General features: G+C 63.2%; 19 protein-coding genes. 11 read left to right on the top strand and 8 right to left on the bottom strand.

All coding sequences use genetic code 11. The features are described 5' to 3' along the window. Positions 1–80: 80 nt before the first annotated feature. From FCU66_RS07110 to FCU66_RS07090, 4 genes are all read right to left on the bottom strand, one after another. Positions 81–941, bottom strand: a complete 861-nt coding sequence (locus FCU66_RS07110; protein ID WP_246093818.1) for an MBL fold metallo-hydrolase — start codon at positions 939–941, stop codon at positions 81–83. Between the two features lie 162 nt (positions 942–1,103). After that, positions 1,104–1,763: a peroxiredoxin gene (locus tag FCU66_RS07105; RefSeq protein WP_136618833.1), complete on the bottom strand. Its 660-nt coding sequence runs from the start codon at positions 1,761–1,763 to the stop codon at positions 1,104–1,106. Between the two features lie 320 nt (positions 1,764–2,083). After that, positions 2,084–2,449, bottom strand: coding sequence for a cell division protein ZapA (locus FCU66_RS07095; RefSeq protein ID WP_136618831.1), 366 nt, complete (start codon positions 2,447–2,449; stop codon positions 2,084–2,086). A gap of 20 nt (positions 2,450–2,469) precedes the next feature. Beyond that, complete coding sequence (locus tag FCU66_RS07090; protein WP_013529251.1) at positions 2,470–2,742, bottom strand: DUF4164 domain-containing protein; 273 nt, start codon at positions 2,740–2,742, stop codon at positions 2,470–2,472. Positions 2,743–3,003: 261 nt separating this feature from the next. Here FCU66_RS07090 and tkt point away from each other — a divergent pair, with 261 nt between their 5' ends. The 7 genes from tkt (at position 3,004) to FCU66_RS07055 (ending at position 12,569) form a co-directional block, all read left to right on the top strand. Further along, on the top strand, positions 3,004–4,995 hold the full coding sequence (gene tkt / locus FCU66_RS07085) for a transketolase (protein WP_136618830.1): 1,992 nt from the start codon (positions 3,004–3,006) through the stop codon (positions 4,993–4,995). Positions 4,996–5,207: 212 nt separating this feature from the next. Further along, entirely contained in the window at positions 5,208–6,218 is a 1,011-nt protein-coding gene (gap, locus tag FCU66_RS07080) for a type I glyceraldehyde-3-phosphate dehydrogenase (protein ID WP_136618829.1), read from the top strand. 218 nt (positions 6,219–6,436) lie between these two features. Then, positions 6,437–8,326, top strand: a complete 1,890-nt coding sequence (locus FCU66_RS07075; protein WP_136618828.1) for a potassium/proton antiporter — start codon at positions 6,437–6,439, stop codon at positions 8,324–8,326. A 146-nt stretch (positions 8,327–8,472) separates the two neighbouring features. Continuing rightward, on the top strand, positions 8,473–9,669 hold the full coding sequence (locus tag FCU66_RS07070) for a phosphoglycerate kinase (protein ID WP_136618827.1): 1,197 nt from the start codon (positions 8,473–8,475) through the stop codon (positions 9,667–9,669). Positions 9,670–9,803: 134 nt separating this feature from the next. Further along, positions 9,804–10,829 (top strand): class I fructose-bisphosphate aldolase, encoded by a 1,026-nt coding sequence (locus tag FCU66_RS07065; protein ID WP_136618826.1) that lies wholly within the window; start codon positions 9,804–9,806, stop codon positions 10,827–10,829. A 232-nt stretch (positions 10,830–11,061) separates the two neighbouring features. Then, the gene (locus tag FCU66_RS07060) at positions 11,062–11,802 is read left to right on the top strand and encodes a DUF899 domain-containing protein (protein WP_136618825.1); all 741 of its coding nucleotides are present in this window, start codon (positions 11,062–11,064) and stop codon (positions 11,800–11,802) included. A 50-nt stretch (positions 11,803–11,852) separates the two neighbouring features. Then, positions 11,853–12,569: an SGNH/GDSL hydrolase family protein gene (locus FCU66_RS07055; protein WP_136618824.1), complete on the top strand. Its 717-nt coding sequence runs from the start codon at positions 11,853–11,855 to the stop codon at positions 12,567–12,569. A gap of 34 nt (positions 12,570–12,603) precedes the next feature. Here FCU66_RS07055 and FCU66_RS07050 read toward each other — a convergent pair whose 3' ends face one another. Continuing rightward, the gene (locus tag FCU66_RS07050; protein ID WP_023757423.1) at positions 12,604–12,765 is read right to left on the bottom strand and encodes a hypothetical protein; all 162 of its coding nucleotides are present in this window, start codon (positions 12,763–12,765) and stop codon (positions 12,604–12,606) included. A gap of 134 nt (positions 12,766–12,899) precedes the next feature. Beyond that, positions 12,900–13,847: a ring-cleaving dioxygenase gene (locus tag FCU66_RS07045; RefSeq protein ID WP_136618823.1), complete on the bottom strand. Its 948-nt coding sequence runs from the start codon at positions 13,845–13,847 to the stop codon at positions 12,900–12,902. A gap of 309 nt (positions 13,848–14,156) precedes the next feature. Here FCU66_RS07045 and FCU66_RS07040 point away from each other — a divergent pair, with 309 nt between their 5' ends. From FCU66_RS07040 to FCU66_RS07025, 4 genes are all read left to right on the top strand, one after another. Beyond that, positions 14,157–14,324, top strand: a complete 168-nt coding sequence (locus FCU66_RS07040) for a hypothetical protein (protein ID WP_136618822.1) — start codon at positions 14,157–14,159, stop codon at positions 14,322–14,324. A gap of 83 nt (positions 14,325–14,407) precedes the next feature. Beyond that, positions 14,408–14,998, top strand: coding sequence for a DJ-1/PfpI family protein (locus tag FCU66_RS07035; RefSeq protein WP_136618821.1), 591 nt, complete (start codon positions 14,408–14,410; stop codon positions 14,996–14,998). 74 nt (positions 14,999–15,072) lie between these two features. Then, positions 15,073–15,480: a hypothetical protein gene (locus tag FCU66_RS07030; RefSeq protein ID WP_136618820.1), complete on the top strand. Its 408-nt coding sequence runs from the start codon at positions 15,073–15,075 to the stop codon at positions 15,478–15,480. A 122-nt stretch (positions 15,481–15,602) separates the two neighbouring features. Continuing rightward, positions 15,603–16,322, top strand: a complete 720-nt coding sequence (locus tag FCU66_RS07025) for a helix-turn-helix transcriptional regulator (RefSeq protein WP_136618819.1) — start codon at positions 15,603–15,605, stop codon at positions 16,320–16,322. Positions 16,323–16,386: 64 nt separating this feature from the next. Here the strand turns inward: FCU66_RS07025 and FCU66_RS07020 are convergent, their stop codons facing one another. Then, a complete protein-coding gene (locus FCU66_RS07020; protein WP_056586700.1) occupies positions 16,387–17,082 on the bottom strand; it encodes a DUF1013 domain-containing protein in 696 nt (231 codons plus the stop codon). Beyond that, the coding region (locus tag FCU66_RS41635; protein WP_206077134.1) for a hypothetical protein at positions 17,033–17,221 on the bottom strand (189 nt) is incomplete at its 5' end. The genes FCU66_RS07020 and FCU66_RS41635, both read right to left, overlap by 50 nt.

Genomic DNA, 17,221 nt, shown 5'->3' with positions numbered 1-17,221 from the left:
CCTCTGCCCTGCCGGGCATCTCCCCCGCAGGTGGGGAGATCGGCAGTTTCACCGGCCGCGCCCGCCACAAAAAATGCCCCTCAAAGCCCATCCAGCGGAAACTTCAGGTACCGCCGGCCATTCGCCTCGGGTTCCGGCAGCCTCCCGCCATTCATGTTGACCTGCAGCGCATGCAGGATCAGCCGCGGCATCGGCAGCGTCCTGTCGCGAGCCTCACGCAGGGCGACGAACTCGGCCTCGCTGCGGGCGGCGGCAAGATGGGTGTTGGTCGCCTTCTGTGTGGCGACCGTGCTTTCCCATAGCGGCTCGCGGTCGCCGGCCTGATAGTCATGGCCGACGAAGACGCGCGTCTCGTCCGGCAACGCCAGAATGTCCTGGATCGAGCGCCACAGCCGCGCCGCGCTGCCGCCGGGAAAGTCCGCTCTCGCCGTGCCGCTGTCGGGCATGAACAGCGTATCGTGGATAAAGGCGGCATCACCGATCACATAGGTGATCGAGGCCAGCGTGTGCCCGGGCGAGAACAGCACCTTGACCGGAAGGGCGCCGACCTGGAAGGTTTCGCCTTCACCAAACAGCCTGTCCCACTGCGAACCGTCGGCGGGAAAATCCGGCCAGTTGTAGATCGCCTTCCACAGTTTCTGGACGTCTACGACCCTGTCGCCGATCGCTGTCGGCGCGCCGGTCTTCTCTCTCAGGTAGTGAGCTGCCGAGAAATGGTCGGCATGCGGATGGGTGTCGAGGATCCACTCCAGCTCCAGCCCGTTTTCCCGGATGAAATCGAGCAGGACGTCGGCATTCGTCGTTGCCGTGGCGCCGGATCTCTCATCGAAATCGAGGACCGGATCGATGATGGCGCAGCGCTTCGTCGCCTGATCGACGACGACATACTGGATGGCCCCTGTCGACTTGTCATAGAAGCCGCTGACCTGCGGTCTGGCCAAAGCTACGTCCAATTTCGGCTTCCCCACCACTCCTTAGCCGGCAGGAATGATTTTCTCTGACGGCGTCCGAGAGGAGTATGTTTCTCCACTCGGACACCTCCGTCAAGTACCACTTGGCTGACAGTGGCAAGAAAGCCAAAAACTGTTCCGAAGCACCTGGGGTCAGGCGGATGGCTGCTTGGTCTTCCGCAGATAAGGCAGGATGGTCTCGTAGGCGCCGAAGCGCTTGATCGCATCCTCGTTGGAAACGGCGGCGGTGATGATGACGTCCTCGCCCTGCTTCCAGTTTGCCGGCGTCGCCACCTGATGCTTGGCAGTCAGCTGCATGGAATCGACCGCGCGCAGGATCTCGTCGAAGTTGCGGCCCGTGGTCATCGGGTAGGTCAGCACCAGCTTGATCTTCTTGTCCGGTCCGATGACATAGACCGAGCGCACCGTGGCGTTGTCGGCGGGCGTGCGGCCCTCCGATGTCTCGCCGGCGCCGCCTGGCAGCATGTCGTAGAGCTTGGCGACCTTGAGGTCCTTGTCGCCGATCAGCGGGTAGTTCACCGTGTGGCCGGTCGCCGTCTTGATGTCGGCCTGCCACTTGTCATGGCTCGCGACCGGATCGACGGAAATGCCGATGATCTTGACGTTACGCTTCCTGAACTCGCCTTCGAGCCCGGCCATCGTGCCAAGCTCGGTCGTGCAGACCGGCGTGAAATTCTTCGGGTGGCTGAACAGGATCGCCCAGCCGTCACCGATCCATTCATGGAATTTGATCGTCCCTTGCGTTGTCTCGGCGCTGAAGTCCGGCGCAACGTCGTTGATACGAAGGCTCATGGCACATCTCCCCTGCAACAGATTCCGTTAGAGCAATTCCAGGAAAAGTGTAAGACGGTTTTCCGCCCGGAATTGCGTCAGAACAAAGAGTTAGAGCGGTTCGCCGTTTCCGTGAAACGGTGGACTGCTCTAGGAGCGAGGGGCGGCAAACCATGCCGCCATCACGGCGTCCACGCTCCGGCATTGCCGCATCTTAGCGCAAAAATCGTGACCGCGAGATAATATCAAACTCTTGTCGGCGGTGGAGCGAGCATTTTTATGCTGCCGTCGAGCCAAAAGCGCAGGAAAGCCCTTTGGCTGGGCGGAGGAACCGCGCCGCGTCAGGTCTTGTTGACCGCCAGCGTCGCTGTCAGGTCTTCCATGCGCTGTGCCAGCGCGCCAAGCGCGTTGGTCAGCACGTTGTCGTTCTTGTCGGCCTTGATCAGCGCATCGTCGCGCGTCTTGCGCAAGGTCAGCACTTCGCTTTCCATGCCCTTGACGCGTTTCTGCAGCTCCGAGAGTTCGTCCATCACCATGATGCCGGCCATCACGGTCAGCCGCTGGTCGCCGATCTCGCCAAAGGAGTCCTTCAGATGCGAGACATAGCGGTCGAAACGTTCGGCAAGGTCGATCAGATGGTCTTCCTGACCTTCGTCGCAGGCCATCCGATACTGTTTGCCGTCGATGGAAACCGTGACTTGAGCCATGAGCCTACCTGTCCAGCCCCCTACCTGTCCAACACAGCGCGGATGGTTTCCATGGCGGTCACCAGCCGTCGCGACACTTCCTTGTTGGCGTCTTCCAGCCGTTCGGCGCGCGCTTCGGAATTGTCGAGTTCCTGCGCCAGCCGGGAGCGATCGGCATTCATCCGCTGCACTTCGGCCTCGGCTTCCGAATAATCGCGCTCATGCTCAAGCTTGGCCGCGACGGCGTTTTCCAGCCCCTCGATGGCCTTGCCCAGCCTGGCGATGACTTCCTTGAGTGTGGCTTCCCCGGTCATGGCTTCGTCCTGTGCCCTGCCCATCACCGAATCGTTCGCGTTCAGAACGCGTTATCCGGGAAACATTAGGCACCGGGTGAAGGCAACGTCAACAAAGCTCTCGCGACTGTCCCCTGCTAACGCTAATGTAGGCCCGCCGCCGGCATCACAAGGCCGGCAAATGTGCACCCGATTTGTTGACTAAAAGCCCGCGCCTGCTATGTGTCGCGCACCCTTTTCAGGGCTCTCCCAAGCCCCCAAACCCCCACTTCTGGAGGAACCATGACGTCGCGTGAACAACATGACCGGATGGCCAATGCGATCCGCTTTCTCTCCATGGATGCCGTCGAGAAGGCAAATTCCGGCCATCCCGGCCTGCCCATGGGCTGCGCCGACATCGCCACGGTGCTGTTCACGCGCTTCCTGAAATATGATCCCAAGGCCTCGCACTGGGCCGACCGCGACCGCTTCATCCTGTCGGCCGGCCATGGTTCGATGCTGCTCTATTCGCTGCTGTATCTGACCGGCTACGAAGACATGACCATCGACCAGATCAAGCATTTCCGCCAGTTGGGCTCGAAGACCGCCGGCCATCCCGAATACGGCCATGCCACCGGCATCGAGACGACGACCGGCCCGCTCGGCCAGGGTCTGGCCAATTCGGTCGGCTTCGCGCTCGGCGAGCGCATCATGAACGCCGCCTTCGGCAATGATCTCGTCGACCACTACACCTATGTGCTGGCCGGCGACGGCTGCCTGATGGAAGGTGTGTCCCAGGAAGCCATCGCGCTTGCCGGCCACCTCAAGCTCAACAAGCTGATCGTCTTCTGGGACAACAACAACATTTCGATCGATGGTCCGGTCTCGCTGTCCGACAACACCGATCAGGTCGCCCGCTTCCAAGCCTCGGGCTGGAATGCCAGCCACATCGACGGCACCGATCCGGAAGCGATCGCCTATGCCATCGAAGCCGCCCGCCACTCCGACAAGCCGACGATGATCGCCTGCAAGACGACCATCGGCTTCGGCGCGCCGACCAAGGCCGGCACCAACAAGGCGCACGGTTCGCCGCTCGGCGCCGACGAGATCGCCGGCGCGCGGAAGTTCTTCAACTGGGAGTCGCCGCCCTTCGAGATTCCGGCCGACATTCTCGACGCCTGGCGCACTGCCGGCAAGGCCGGCGTCAAGGCGCGCACCGACTGGGAAGGCCGCCTGGCCAAGGCCGACGCAAAGCTGAAGGCTGAGTTCGAACGCCGCCTCAGTGGCAAGTTGCCGTCCGATTTCGACGCCGTCATCGCCGATTACAAGAAGAAGCTCTCGGCCGACAAGCCGAAGGTCGCCACCCGCAAATCATCCGAGATGGCGCTGGAAGTCATCAACGGTGCCGTGCCCGAGACCATCGGCGGCTCCGCCGACCTGACCGGCTCCAACAACACCAAGACCAGCCAGACCAAGAACATCACGCCTGACGACTATGGCCAGCGCTATGTCCACTACGGCATCCGCGAGCACGGCATGGCCGCCGCGATCAACGGCCTGACGCTGCATGGCGGCCTCATCGCCTATGGCGGCACCTTCCTGTGCTTCTCCGACTATGCCCGTCCGGCGATGCGGCTTTCCTCGCTGATGGGCATCCGCTCGATCTTCGTCATGACCCATGATTCCATCGGTCTGGGCGAAGACGGCCCGACCCACCAGCCGGTCGAGCATCTGGCGGCACTGCGCGCCATTCCCAACCACAATGTCTTCCGTCCGGCCGACGCGGTCGAAACCGCCGAATGCTGGCAGATCGCACTCGAATCCGAGAAGACGCCGTCGACCCTGGCGCTGACCCGCCAGAACCTGCCCACGGTGCGCACCGAGCACTCGGCCAAGAACCTGAGCAGCCAGGGCGCCTATGAGCTGGCCGCCGCCAGCGGCGAGGCTGCGGTGACGATCTTCGCCACCGGCTCCGAGGTCGAGATCGCGCTCGGCGCCCGCGACCTGCTGGAGAAGCATGGCCACCCGACCCGCGTCGTCTCGGTGCCCTGCTTCGAACTGTTCGACAAGCAGAGCGACGACTACCGCAAGAAGACGATCGGCAACGCGAAGGTGAAGGTCGCCATCGAAGCCGGCATCCGCCAGGGCTGGGATCAATTCATCGGCTCCGACGGCATCTTCGTCGGCATGACCGGCTTTGGCGCCTCGGGCACGATCGAGCAGCTCTATCCGCATTTCGGCATCACCGCCGAAGCCGCGGCCAAGGCGGCGGAAACCCGCCTGCACACCAAGTAGGGCCTGTGCATGTCGCCCAAAAGTGTATCGCGGTTTTGGGATAACGACATGCACGAAACAAAGTGACCCGGCGAAATCGCGCAAAGCGATTTTGCCGGACTGGCCTAACCTAATCGATTTAAATCCACCTCGCTGCGGCTGGATTCTTTCCGCTTCCGCCGCTATGAAACTGCGGACCCATCGTCTGCCCTACAGCTCCCAGGGAGAGAATAATGACCGTCAGAGTTGCCATCAACGGATTCGGCCGCATCGGCCGCAACATCCTGCGCGCCATCCATGAATCCGGCCGCAAGGACATCGACGTCGTCGCCGTCAACGACCTCGGCCCGGTCGAGACCAACGCACACCTGCTGCGCTATGACAGCGTGCATGGCCGCTTCCCGCATGAAGTCTCGGTTTCCGGCGACCAGATCACGGTCGGCAAGGAAACGTTCAAGGTCACCGCGATCAAGGATCCGACGCAGCTGCCGTGGAAGGAACTCGGCATCGACATCGCGCTCGAATGCACCGGCATTTTCACCGCCCGCGACAAGGCAGCTTCCCATCTGACCGCCGGCGCCAAGCGCGTCATCGTCTCGGCCCCAGCCGAAGGCGCCGACCTCACCGTCGTTTACGGCATCAACCACGACCAGCTGACCAAGGACCACATCGTCATCTCGAATGCGTCGTGCACCACCAACTGCCTGGCGCCGCTGGCTGCCGTGCTGCACGAGACGGTCGGCATCGAAAAGGGCATGATGACGACGATCCATTCCTACACCGGCGACCAGCCGACGCTGGACACGATGCACAAGGATCTTTACCGCGCCCGCGCCGCCGCCTTGTCGCAGATTCCGACCTCGACCGGTGCCGCCAAGGCGATCGGCCTGGTCCTGCCCGACCTCAAGGGCAAGCTCGACGGCATCTCTATCCGCGTGCCGACCCCGAACGTCTCGGTCGTCGACTTCAAGTTCATCGCCAAGCGTGCGACGACCGTGCAGGAAATCAACGACGCGGTGATCGCCGCGTCCAACGGCAAGCTCAAGGGCATCCTCGGCGTCACCCATCACCCGAATGTGTCGATCGATTTCAACCACGATCCGCGGTCCTCGATCATGGCGCTCGACCAGACCAAGGTGATGGACGGCAACTTCGTTTCGGTGCTGTCCTGGTACGACAATGAATGGGGTTTCTCCAACCGCATGGGCGATACCGCGGTCGCCTTCGGCAAGACCATCGCCTGATCGCAAAGCTCTCTTTTCGAAACCTGGAACGCCCGGCTTTGTCCGGGCGTTTTTCATGAGGGCGGCTTGCGCCTTGCCGATTTGTGTCCCGAGCGCCAAAACATCCGAAAATCAGCGGCATAGGTCAAAAAGCCACCCTGCCGCCTTGCACTGGTCACGTCTTCGCCCCACTCTCTCGTAAAGCAGGAGACAGACGAATTTGAGGGGCTGATTTCAGGATGGAGCATGCGATCTATCTCGTCACGCTGGTCGGCACAGCGCTTGTCGTCGCCGCCGCGTTTTCGAGCCTGATCGCCTTCCGCTTCGGCGCCCCTCTTCTGCTCCTGTTTCTCTGCATCGGCCTGGCCACCGGAACCGACGGTCTCGGCATCCAGTTCGACAATGCCCGCATCGCCTATTTTGCCGGCTCACTGGCGCTGGCCGTCATCCTGTTCGATTCCGGTTTCGGCACGCCGCTCAATGCCTTGCGGCAGGCAGCGGGCCCGGCTTTGTCGCTGGCGACCTTCGGCGTGCTTGTCACCACCGGCCTGTTCGGTGCCGCCGCCCACTATCTGCTCGACCTCACCTGGCTGGAATCCTTCCTGCTCGGCGCTGCCGTCGCCTCCACCGATGCGGCCGCCGTGTTCTTCCTGCTGCGCGCCGGCGAGATCAACCTGCGCGAACGCGTGCGCTCGACGCTTGAGGTGGAATCCGGCACCAACGACCCGATCGCCATCTTCCTGACCATCACGCTGGTCGAGATCATCGCCGCCCACGCAAACCCCGAGACCAATGTCCTGGTCACCAGCCTGTTCCTCGGCTTCCTCCTCAACATGAGCCTCGGCGCCATCGTCGGCGTGCTCGGCGGCCTCGCCATCGTGCGCCTCGTCGACCGGCTCAATCTCGACCACGGCCTGCTGCCGATCTTCGTGCTCACCTTGTCGCTGATGGTGTTTGCCGCCGCCGGCGCCATCGGCGGCTCGGGCTTCCTGGCGGTCTATATCGCCGGCCTCATATCAGGCAATTCCGACATCCGCGCCGTCACCATCCTCAAGCGTTTCCAGGACGGCATGTCGTGGCTGGCGCAAATCATCATGTTCCTGATCCTCGGCCTGTTCGCGACACCGTCGCAGTTTCCGGCGATCATGGTGCCGGCGGTGCTGCTCGGCCTGTTCCTGATGTTCGTGGCGCGGCCGGTCGCCGTCTGGCTCTGCCTGATCCCGTTCCGTCTGCCGCGTCCCGAGGTCGCCTTCGTCTCCTGGGTCGGCCTGCGCGGCGCGGTGTCGATCCTGCTCGCCATCACCCCGCTGCTCGGCGGGCTGGAAAACGGCCGTGTCATCTTCAACACCGCCTTCATCATAGTTCTGGTGTCGCTGGTCATCCAGGGCTGGACAGTCGGACCGCTGGCGCGCCGCCTCGGCCTCATCGTGCCGGCGCGCCTTGGCCCGTTGGACAAGGTCGAGCTGGAACTGCCGGGCTCCGCCCATCACGAGCTTCTCGCCTATCGCGTCGCACACGGCAGCCCGGTGGCGCGCGGCGAGCGCATCCCGCGCTGGGCACGGCCCTCGCTGGTGCTGCGCGACGGCCGCTCGATGCGCTTCCAGGACATGGGCCGGCTCGCCGCCGGCGACCAAGTCTACATCTTCGTGCCGGACCGCTATCCGCGCCTGCTCGACAAGCTGTTTGCCAGCCGCGCCGTGGTCGACCCCGAGGATGCCGATTTCTTCGGGGCTTTCGCCGTCGACCCCGCGCGCTCCGCTGCCGAACTGGAAGCGGCCTATACGCCGGGCCTGACCGAAGCGGAGCAAAAACTGACCGTCGGCGCGCTGGTCACTGCGCGGCTCGGCGGTCATGCAGAATATGCCGACCGCGTGCTGCTCGGCCCGATCGAGCTGATCGTTCGCGACGTCGACGACAAGGGCAAGATCACAGGCCTCGGCCTTTCCTTCGAGCCGACAGCGCCGGTGGCGCGGGTGCCGGTTTTCCTAAGCGCCGGCGAAATCGGCGACCGTCTCTCCGCCTTCATCCGCAACTGGCGCAAGCCGACTGAAACGCAATTGGCGGAGTCGCACGCGGGCGAGAAATCGGCCCCGGAGCCCGCGCCGGAAAAGGCAGCAACCGAAAACTGACAACTTCGATTGTGGGTGCTGCCCTTCATCCGCCCATCGGCACAGAATCGTACCGCCTTCAAAATTTCGTTTCGAACCCGGCCTAAGCCTTGCATCATCGTTGGCTCGGGGTATGTTCCCCCCGATTTTCGCGAAAAGGAACCAGCATGGCTGCCTTCAAGACCCTCGACGATATCGGCAACATCAGCGGCAAGCGCGTGCTGGTGCGCGTCGACCTCAATGTGCCTGTCGCGGACGGCAAGGTCACCGACGCCACCCGCATCGAACGCATTGCGCCGACCATCGCCGAACTGTCCGGCAAGGGCGCCAAGGTCATCCTGCTTGCCCATTTCGGACGGCCCAAGGATGGCCCCTCGCCGGAATTCTCGCTGGAGCCGATTGCCAAAGCGGCGGCGCAGGTGCTCGGCCGCCCCGTCGGTTTTGCCTCCGACTGCGTCGACGACACAGCGGCGAGCGCCATCGCCGCTATGAACAAGGGCGATGTGCTGCTGCTCGAAAACACCCGCTTCTACAAGGCCGAGGAGAAGAACGATCCGGCCTTCACCGAAAAGCTCGCCGCCAATGGCGATATCTTCGTCAACGACGCCTTCTCGGCCGCGCACCGCGCGCATTCTTCGACAGAAGGTCTGGCGCATCTGTTGCCGGCCTTTGCCGGTCGCACCATGCAGGCCGAACTCGAAGCGCTGGAGAAGGGTCTGGGAAAACCGGTTCGTCCGGTCGTCGCCATTGTCGGCGGCGCCAAGGTCTCGACCAAGATCGACCTGCTGATGAACCTGGTGAAGAAGGTCGACGCACTCGTCATCGGCGGCGGCATGGCCAACACCTTCCTCGCCGCGCGCGGCACCGATGTCGGCAAATCGCTGTGCGAGCATGATCTCGCCAACACCGCCAAGCAGATCATGATCGAGGCGGCAGAGGCCGGCTGCGCCATCATCTTGCCGGTCGACGGCGTCGTCGCCAGGGAGTTCAAGGCGGGCGCGGCCTGCGAGACCGTCGCCATCTCCGACGTGCCGGCCGACGGCATGATCCTCGATGTCGGCGCTAAAACCGTAACGACCATCGGCGAATGGATCGACCGCGCCGCGACACTGGTCTGGAACGGCCCGCTCGGCGCCTTCGAGATCGCGCCCTTCGACCATGCGACGGTGGCGGCGGCCAAGCACGCGGCGGCGCGCACCAAGGAAGGCAAGCTGGTCTCGGTCGCCGGCGGCGGCGATACGGTGGCGGCGCTCAACCATGCCGGTGTTGCCGACGACTTCACCTATGTCTCGACCGCCGGCGGCGCTTTCCTGGAATGGATGGAAGGCAAGCCGCTGCCCGGCGTCGATGTGCTGAAGCGCTGAGGCGCTGAGGCGATCAACACTCGGAGAGCGAACAAGGGCGCCCGAGGCTTTCAATCGATTCGAGCTTTCCGATGCCATTCCTTTGGCGGTAGACTTCCGTTAAGCGCGGAACGAACCCCTTGAGGAGAAGCAGAATGAGCGAACGTCTCGAAGACATTGCCGCCGCGATCGTCGCCGACGGCAAGGGCCTGCTGGCCGCCGACGAAAGTTCCGGTACCATCAAGAAGCGCTTCGACGTCATCGGCGTCGAATCGACCGCCGACAGCCGCCGCGACTACCGCGAGATGATGTTCCGCGCCAGGGAGGCAATGACCCGCTACATTTCCGGCGTCATCCTCTACGACGAAACGATCCGCCAGAAGGCCGCCGACGGCACGCCGCTGGTCGACATCATCAAGGCGGCCGGCGCCATCCCCGGCATCAAGGTCGATGCCGGCGCCAAGCCTCTGGCCGGTTTTCCCGGCGACACCATCACCGAGGGTCTCGATGGCCTGCGCGAGCGCCTTGCCGACTATTACAAGCTCGGCGCCCGCTTCGCCAAATGGCGCGCGGTGATCGACATCGACCAGGCCAAGGGCGTGCCCTCGGCCAATTCGATCAGCTCGAACGCCCATGCGCTCGCCCGCTATGCCGCCCTTTGCCAGGAGGCCGGTATCGTGCCGATCGTCGAGCCGGAAGTGCTGATGGACGGCGCCCACGACATCGACACCTGCTACGACATCTCGAAGGCAACGCTGATCAAGCTGTATGACGAACTCCACGCGGCGCGCGTCGTGCTCGAAGGCACCATCCTGAAGCCCAATATGGTGCTGGCCGGCAGGAAATCGGGCAAGGTGAGCAGCCCGGAAGAGGTCGCGGAAAAGACCATAAAATTGTTCCGCGAGACCGTGCCGGCAGCGGTGCCGGGCATCGCCTTCCTCTCCGGCGGCCAGGGGGACGAGGAGGCGACCGCCAATCTGAACGCCATCAACGCCATCGGGCCGCACCCGTGGAAGCTCACCTTCTCCTATGGCCGCGCGCTGCAGGCCGCACCTCAGAAAGCCTGGAGCGGCAAGGCCTCGAACGTCGCCGCCGGCCAGGCCGCCTTCACCCATCGAGCCCATATGAACCATCTGGCGGCGCTTGGAAAATGGAAGGCAAGCCTGGAACAGGCCGCCTGATCACAGCTTTTTCGTCTTCCTTTAAACCCGGGCCGCTGCGCCCGGGTTTTTCTTTTACGGCTTTGCCGGGCTTGGGACGGAGCCTCCCCGTCCTTATCTCCTTTGCGGCGCTGGAGCATGATCCCGAAAAGTGGAATCCGGTTTTCGGAAAAGAGCATGCTCAAACAAACGCCGGCGATGTCGGGTTGCGCCCATCCCAAACGTCCTTGGGGTGACAGACAGGGAGAGGTTCATGCATCGCAACAAGATCGTTTCGCGCGAAGACTGGTTCCAGGCGCACAAGGCACACCTGGCCCGCGAGAAGGAACTGACGCGGCTTCGCGAGCGGATCGCGGCTGAGCGGCGTGAACTGCCCTGGCTGAAGGTCAGGAAGGACTATGTCTTCGAGACCGAGCAGGGACCAAACAAACTGGTCGACCTGTTTGCCGGCAACAGCCAGCTGATCGTCTATCACTTCATGTTCGGGCCGGGCTGCGTAAATCATTGCGAGGGCTGCTCATTCCTTGCCGACCATATCGACGGCGCCAATCAGCATCTCAGGCATCACGACGTGTCGCTGGTCGTGGTTTCGCGCGCGCCGCTGGCGGAACTTCTGCCTTACAAGCAACGCATGGGCTGGAAGTTCGACTGGGTGTCGTCCTATGCCTCGGATTTCAACTTCGACATGCAGGTCTCCTTCACCGACAGGCAGATCGCTGCCGGCGACACCACTTACAATTTCGAGACCCGTCCCCGGACGTCGAAGGAGCTTCCCGGCACCAGTGTTTTCTACAGGGACGAGACCGGCGACCTCTTCCTCACATTCATGTCGCGCGCCCGCGGCGGCGAGGCGCTGATCGGCACGTATGACTATCTCGACATGACGCCGAAGGGCCGCAACGAAACCGGCCCCTATCAGGGCCTGATGGACTGGGTGCGGTTGCATGATGAATACGGCGACAGGTCTGGAGCACAGGAGACCTGCTGCGACTAGCACGACAACCGGTCGTTCACGTCGGGCGCAACATGCGCTAAAGGGTGCGCATGCAGCGCCTTCTCGCCCTCCTCACCTGGCTCGCCTTCCCGGTCTATATCTGGCAAGGCCTCGGCGTGCGACGCCGCACCACGCGCATGCTGCCGGCGCAGGGGCCGGTCATGCACGAAATATCAGGCAAGGCGCCAGCGATCTCGCTTCTGGTGCTGGGCGATTCCTCGGCCGCTTCGGTCGGCATCGGCAATTCGGAAGATGGGCTTGCCGCGCAACTCGCGGTGCTGATTTCACAAAGTACAGGCCGCGCCGTGCGCTGGCGCGCCGCCGGCTTCAATTCGGCGACGTCGGGCCAGATCCGCGACCATGTCCTGCCCAATCTGTCGGCCGATCCATGGACGCATATCGTGCTGGCCATCGGCACCAACGACACCAAGAATTTTCACTCCGTGCCGCGCTTCAAGAAGGAGTTCGGCGGGCTGCTCTATGGCCTGCGCGCCAAATGGCCAGAAGCGCGTGTGATGTGGTCGCCGGTGCTGGAGTTCACGCGGGCGCCGGCGATGCCGCCGCTGCTCGGAAAGATCCTCGAAATCCGCGCCACCGAAATGAACCGGATGGGCGAACGCCTTTGCCTGGAGCGCGGTGCGGTGCCGGCGCCGCGCCTGCCGATCACAAATCCCGAGGCCGGCTTTGCCTCCGACGGATTTCACGCCTCGGAAGCGGGTTATCGCGCCTGGGCGGAGCATCTCGTCGACCTGGTGCTCGCCAGCTAAAGGGCCGGCACGGACCGCTTTGCCCGGTGTGGGCCTACGCCCAGTGTCCAAGCACGGCTGTTATCGAAATCGCGGCCATCGCCAGCAGCGCCAGTTTCCAGAAGTCACTACGCCGTTTCAGCCCCGGCCAGCCGAGCGGCTTGATCAGCTGAATGACCATGATGCCAACAATGACGAGCGCGAGGAGTTTCGACATGCCGCCTTTGACCAGCAACGCGGCCGGCTGTCAAAGCACGTCCTTCGTTGCCTGGGAAAGTTCGTTGCCTGAGAAAGAATGGGCGCCGCGATCCCGAACCGGAACGCGGCGCCCGCCTTTGACCGACGCGCGATCTACTTCAGCGGCTTGAGACCGGCCTCGATCGAAGCGCGCTTCGGTTCGAGGAACGGCGGCAGGGCCAGGCTCTCACCCAGCGTTTCCAGCGGCTCGTCGGCGGTGAACCCCGGCCCGTCGGTGGCGATCTCGAACAGGATGCCGTTCGGCTCGCGGAAATAGAGCGAGCGGAAATAATAGCGCTCGACCTCGCCGCTCGACGGCAGCCGGAACTCGGCCAGCCGCGCCGTCCATTGATGCAGCGTCTCCTGGTCCGGCGCCCTGAAGGCGACATGGTGAACCGCACCCGCCCCTTGCCGTGCCGGCGCCAGTCCCGGCTGCACCAGGACATGCAACTCCGCCGCCGGCCCGCCCTCGCCCATTTCGAAGACGTGCACCTGGCCTTCCGGCGAGGCATAGTCGCGGGCCTTGCGCATGTTCATCACCTTGGTCACCACCGCCTCGGTGTTGGTGATGTCGGGAACGCTGATGACGATCGGCCCGAGCCCGCGAATCTGATGCTCAACCGGTACCGGACTTTGCGCCCAGGGATGGCTGCCGCCCTTGCCGCCATCGCTGACCAGGCGCAGACGCTGGCCCTCGGGGTCTTCGAAATCCAGTGACGCATAACCGCCGATGTCGGCGATCTCTCCTGTCACAATACCTTCGTCTGCCAGGTGCTGCTTCCACCAGGCAAGGCTCTCCCGGCTGCCGACCCTGAGGCTGGTCCGCGCAATGCTGTGGGTGCCGCGCCGCTCACGTCCTACCGGCCAGTCGAAGAAGGTGAGGTCGGTGCCCGGTGTGGCTTCGCCGTCGGCATAGAAGAGGTGGTAGGCCGAGGTATCGTCCTGGTTCACCGTCTTCTTGACCAGCCGCAGGCCCAGCACCCTCGTATAGAAATGAAGATTGCCAGGCGCATTGGCGGTGATGGCGGTGAGATGGTGGATTCCTGTCAGTTGCAGGCTCATGGTCGTCTCCCTGGTTTTGGGGAAGAATTTTCTCCCTTCATATCAGAACTGCGGCCACGTCGCTGAAGGCCGCGTATCCGGACGGTCCGTCGCCGGATGATGAACAATAGCGCCTTGACCAGGGTCGTTGCGGTGAACAATCGGAATGTGGCAAGCCTGCGTCATCCACGGTTTGACGTCTGGAAAGAAGGACCCCCCTCCTGGCAAATGCACCGGTCGGAATTATCGTCGCCGCCCTGCCATCCTCCTGACAGACTGCTGTCAGGAGGGGTGTGCGATAGTGTCTCCATCAAAAAGAGGAGACTAGCCATGAACGGTTCCACCATTCTGCGCGGCGTACAGCATTATGTCGGCAAGATCCGCACGATACGCAACGAAATCCGCACCCAGCGGTTCATGAACTCGCTGCCGGCGGACATTCGCAAGGATATCGGCTGGCCGGACATGTATGCCGACCGTCGCCTTCGCGGCAATTGAGACGAAATTTTCGACGCGCGGTTGGATGTGGGCGCGTCAACGCCCAGATAACAAGTCCGGCGCGCGAGGGATGGAGCGAGCTTATGCCTGAACAGAAGACAATCGGCTTTCTTTTCATCGAAGGCTTTGCCGACTGGGAATATGGGCTGCTGGCGGCCTCGGCGGTTGAATGGTTCGGCGCCCGTGCCGTGTCGCTGACGCCTGATCGCAAGCCGGTGACCGGCATCAGTGGCTTCCGACTGACGCCTGATCGTTCGACCGAGGCGGATGAGAACACCGATCTCGACGCCATCGCCGTCATCGGCTCCGACGAGTGGGCAGGCAAGGCACCGCCGGATGCTGCCGATCTGCTCAACGCTGTTGCATCGCGCGGCGGCGTGGTCGGCGGCATTTGCGCCGGGACGCTGGCACTGGCCCGCGCCGGCCTGTTCGAGAAAGCCAAACACACCAGCAATGGCCGTGACTGGATCAACGGTCATGAAGCCGGCTATGCCGGCGACAGCAACTACCAGGATGTGCCGTATGCCGTGGCTGACGGCAAAATTGTTTCCGCGCCAGGCTCGGCGCCAGGCACTTTCGCGCTTGCCTTCCTGAAGACGCTCTATCCCGAAAGAGGCAGTGATCTCGCGCAGATGCGGACCCTGTTCGCCAAGGAGTATCCTGAAGCCTCCTGACAGTATGCTGTCAGGAGGGGCGTGCAATGGTGCAAGCCTCGGACACTGTGCATCGGCGGTCGAAAGGACGATCGATGAAGAGTTGGAACGACAGACTGAACACACCAGGCATCAACGGCGTGAAGCCGACGCCGCGCACGATGGCCGATGTTATCGAGGGTCAGCCTATGCTGGTGCCGACAGCGCGTCAGGTCGATGATTTCATCCGCTCGATTCCGGAAGGCGTCGAGATGGATGTGCGCGCGCTGCGTACCGCACTTGCCATCGAGCACGGCGCCGAAGTGACATGCCCGGTCACAACAGGCTATCATCTGCGCACTGTGGCGGAGGCCGCCAACGAGGATCTCGAGCGCGGCATGACGCCGAGCGACGTGGCGCCCTTCTGGCGCGTGCTCGACACGAAGACGCCGACCACGAGAAAACTGTCCTTCGGCGCGGAGTTCGTCGCCGCGCAGCGCAAGCGCGAAGGGCTGAAACCATGATGCATGCCACCCAGAAGCGTTCTGCGGTTTTGGGATAACGGTATGCGCAAAAACACGATGCGCACCGCCCAAAAGTGTTCTGCGGGGCGACATGCATAGAAACAACGCCGAGGGACCATACGATGCGCCGCGCCGACAGGCTCTTCCAGATCGTGCAGCATCTGCGCGGTGGCCGTTTGGTCACTGCCCAGAAGCTCGGCACGTGGCTCGAGGTTTCCGAGCGAACCATCTACCGCGACATTGCCGACCTGCAGTCGACAGGGGTGCCGATCGACGGCGAGGCCGGCGTTGGCTACATGATGAGGGAGGGTTTCGACCTTCCGCCACTGATGTTCACGCGTGACGAGATCGTTGCGCTGGTTGCCGGTGCCCGCATGGTGCGCGCCTTTGGCGGTGCTGCCATGGCGCGCGCCGCCGAAGAGGCGCTCGTCAAGATCGGCGCCGTGCTGCCCGATGCCGAAAAAGACCGCATCGCCCGCACCGAGATCCACACGCCGATGTGGGTGGTCAGCGACGCCGCCCGCGAGGCGATCGACCTGATCGAGCGCGCGGTCGAAAAGCGCCAGGTGCTGACCATCGACTATTCGGACGAGGCCGGCCGCGGCACCGCCCGCGATATCCGCCCGCTTGGCCTGTGGTTCTGGGGCAAGGTGTGGACGCTGGTCGCCTGGTGCGAGATGCGCGACGATTTTCGCGCCTTCCGCATCGATCGCATCGCCTCCGTGGTCATCGCCGGCCGCATCTTCAAACCGGAGCGCGGCAAGCAGCTTGCCGACTTCTACCGGGCGGTGGAGCGCAGCGAGGATTATGGCATGGCACCGGATCGCGCGGCGCGGACCTGAGACCTGGCGCACCCCACAAAAAAGCCCGCTCGAAGCGGGCTTTTTGTTGGAATGCCGGACAATCTTACTCGTCGTCGTCGTTGTCCGTGTTCTTCGACTTCAAGGCCGAGAGCTTGGCGAACACGGCGTTGGCGTCGAGTTCGGCATCCTCGTCCTTCGGCTTCTCCGGAGCCGGCACCAGCCGCTCGGTCAAGGCCGCCGGCAGCAGCGTGTCACCGACCGGCTGCGCCTGTTCGCGACCGCGCGAGGCGCGGTTGACTTCCATGTCGAGGTCGATCTGCGAGGAAAGCCCCAGCGTCACCGGGTCCATCGGCTGCAGATTGGCCGAGTTCCAGTGCTTACGTTCGCGAATCTGCTCGATCGTCGACTTGGTGGTGCCGACGAGGCGTGAGATCTGTGCGTCCTTGAGCTCGGGATGGTTGCGCACCAGCCAGAGAATGGCATTCGGCCGGTCCTGACGCTTCGACAGCGGCGTGTAGCGCGGCCCCTTGCGCTTGGATTCGGGCACCCGGACCTTGGGGTCGGAAAGCTTCAGGCGCTGGTTCGAGTCCTTCTCGGCACGCGCGATCTCGTCGCGGGTCAGCTGACCGGTCATGATCGGGTCCATGCCCTTGATGCCTTGCGCCGATTCGCCGTCGGCGATCGCCTTGACCTCGAGCGGATGCAGCCCGCAGAACTGCGCAATCTGCTCGAAAGAAAGCGCGGTGTTGTCAACCAGCCAGACGGCGGTCGCCTTGGGCATCAGCAGCGTATTGGCCATTTAAAAATCCTTCTCGTTCGCCCGCGTTCCCGCGCGGGCGGTGGTTTAGAGCCACCAAAATGGGAAATTCGCGGTCTGTATAACCGCTCTCTTGCCGTTTCGCAACGTTTTTGGAAGCAATGTCGTAAGCAGATGAGTT

The organism is Mesorhizobium norvegicum (genome assembly GCF_004919685.1).
GTDB classification, from domain to species: Bacteria; Pseudomonadota; Alphaproteobacteria; order Rhizobiales; family Rhizobiaceae; genus Mesorhizobium; species Mesorhizobium norvegicum.
This window is presented reverse-complemented; position numbering and strand designations above follow the sequence as displayed.

Coding starts and splice junctions, on each gene's coding strand:
- FCU66_RS07105 (WP_136618833.1), bottom strand. CDS start 1,763: ATGAGCCTTCGTATCAACGACGTTGCGCCGGACTTCAGCGCCGAGACA.
- FCU66_RS07095 (WP_136618831.1), bottom strand. CDS start 2,449: ATGGCTCAAGTCACGGTTTCCATCGACGGCAAACAGTATCGGATGGCC.
- FCU66_RS07090 (WP_013529251.1), bottom strand. CDS start 2,742: ATGACCGGGGAAGCCACACTCAAGGAAGTCATCGCCAGGCTGGGCAAG.
- tkt (WP_136618830.1), top strand. CDS start 3,004: ATGACGTCGCGTGAACAACATGACCGGATGGCCAATGCGATCCGCTTT.
- gap (WP_136618829.1), top strand. CDS start 5,208: ATGACCGTCAGAGTTGCCATCAACGGATTCGGCCGCATCGGCCGCAAC.
- FCU66_RS07075 (WP_136618828.1), top strand. CDS start 6,437: ATGGAGCATGCGATCTATCTCGTCACGCTGGTCGGCACAGCGCTTGTC.
- FCU66_RS07070 (WP_136618827.1), top strand. CDS start 8,473: ATGGCTGCCTTCAAGACCCTCGACGATATCGGCAACATCAGCGGCAAG.
- FCU66_RS07065 (WP_136618826.1), top strand. CDS start 9,804: ATGAGCGAACGTCTCGAAGACATTGCCGCCGCGATCGTCGCCGACGGC.
- FCU66_RS07060 (WP_136618825.1), top strand. CDS start 11,062: ATGCATCGCAACAAGATCGTTTCGCGCGAAGACTGGTTCCAGGCGCAC.
- FCU66_RS07055 (WP_136618824.1), top strand. CDS start 11,853: ATGCAGCGCCTTCTCGCCCTCCTCACCTGGCTCGCCTTCCCGGTCTAT.
- FCU66_RS07050 (WP_023757423.1), bottom strand. CDS start 12,765: ATGTCGAAACTCCTCGCGCTCGTCATTGTTGGCATCATGGTCATTCAG.
- FCU66_RS07045 (WP_136618823.1), bottom strand. CDS start 13,847: ATGAGCCTGCAACTGACAGGAATCCACCATCTCACCGCCATCACCGCC.
- FCU66_RS07040 (WP_136618822.1), top strand. CDS start 14,157: ATGAACGGTTCCACCATTCTGCGCGGCGTACAGCATTATGTCGGCAAG.
- FCU66_RS07035 (WP_136618821.1), top strand. CDS start 14,408: ATGCCTGAACAGAAGACAATCGGCTTTCTTTTCATCGAAGGCTTTGCC.
- FCU66_RS07030 (WP_136618820.1), top strand. CDS start 15,073: ATGAAGAGTTGGAACGACAGACTGAACACACCAGGCATCAACGGCGTG.
- FCU66_RS07025 (WP_136618819.1), top strand. CDS start 15,603: ATGCGCCGCGCCGACAGGCTCTTCCAGATCGTGCAGCATCTGCGCGGT.
- FCU66_RS07020 (WP_056586700.1), bottom strand. CDS start 17,082: ATGGCCAATACGCTGCTGATGCCCAAGGCGACCGCCGTCTGGCTGGTT.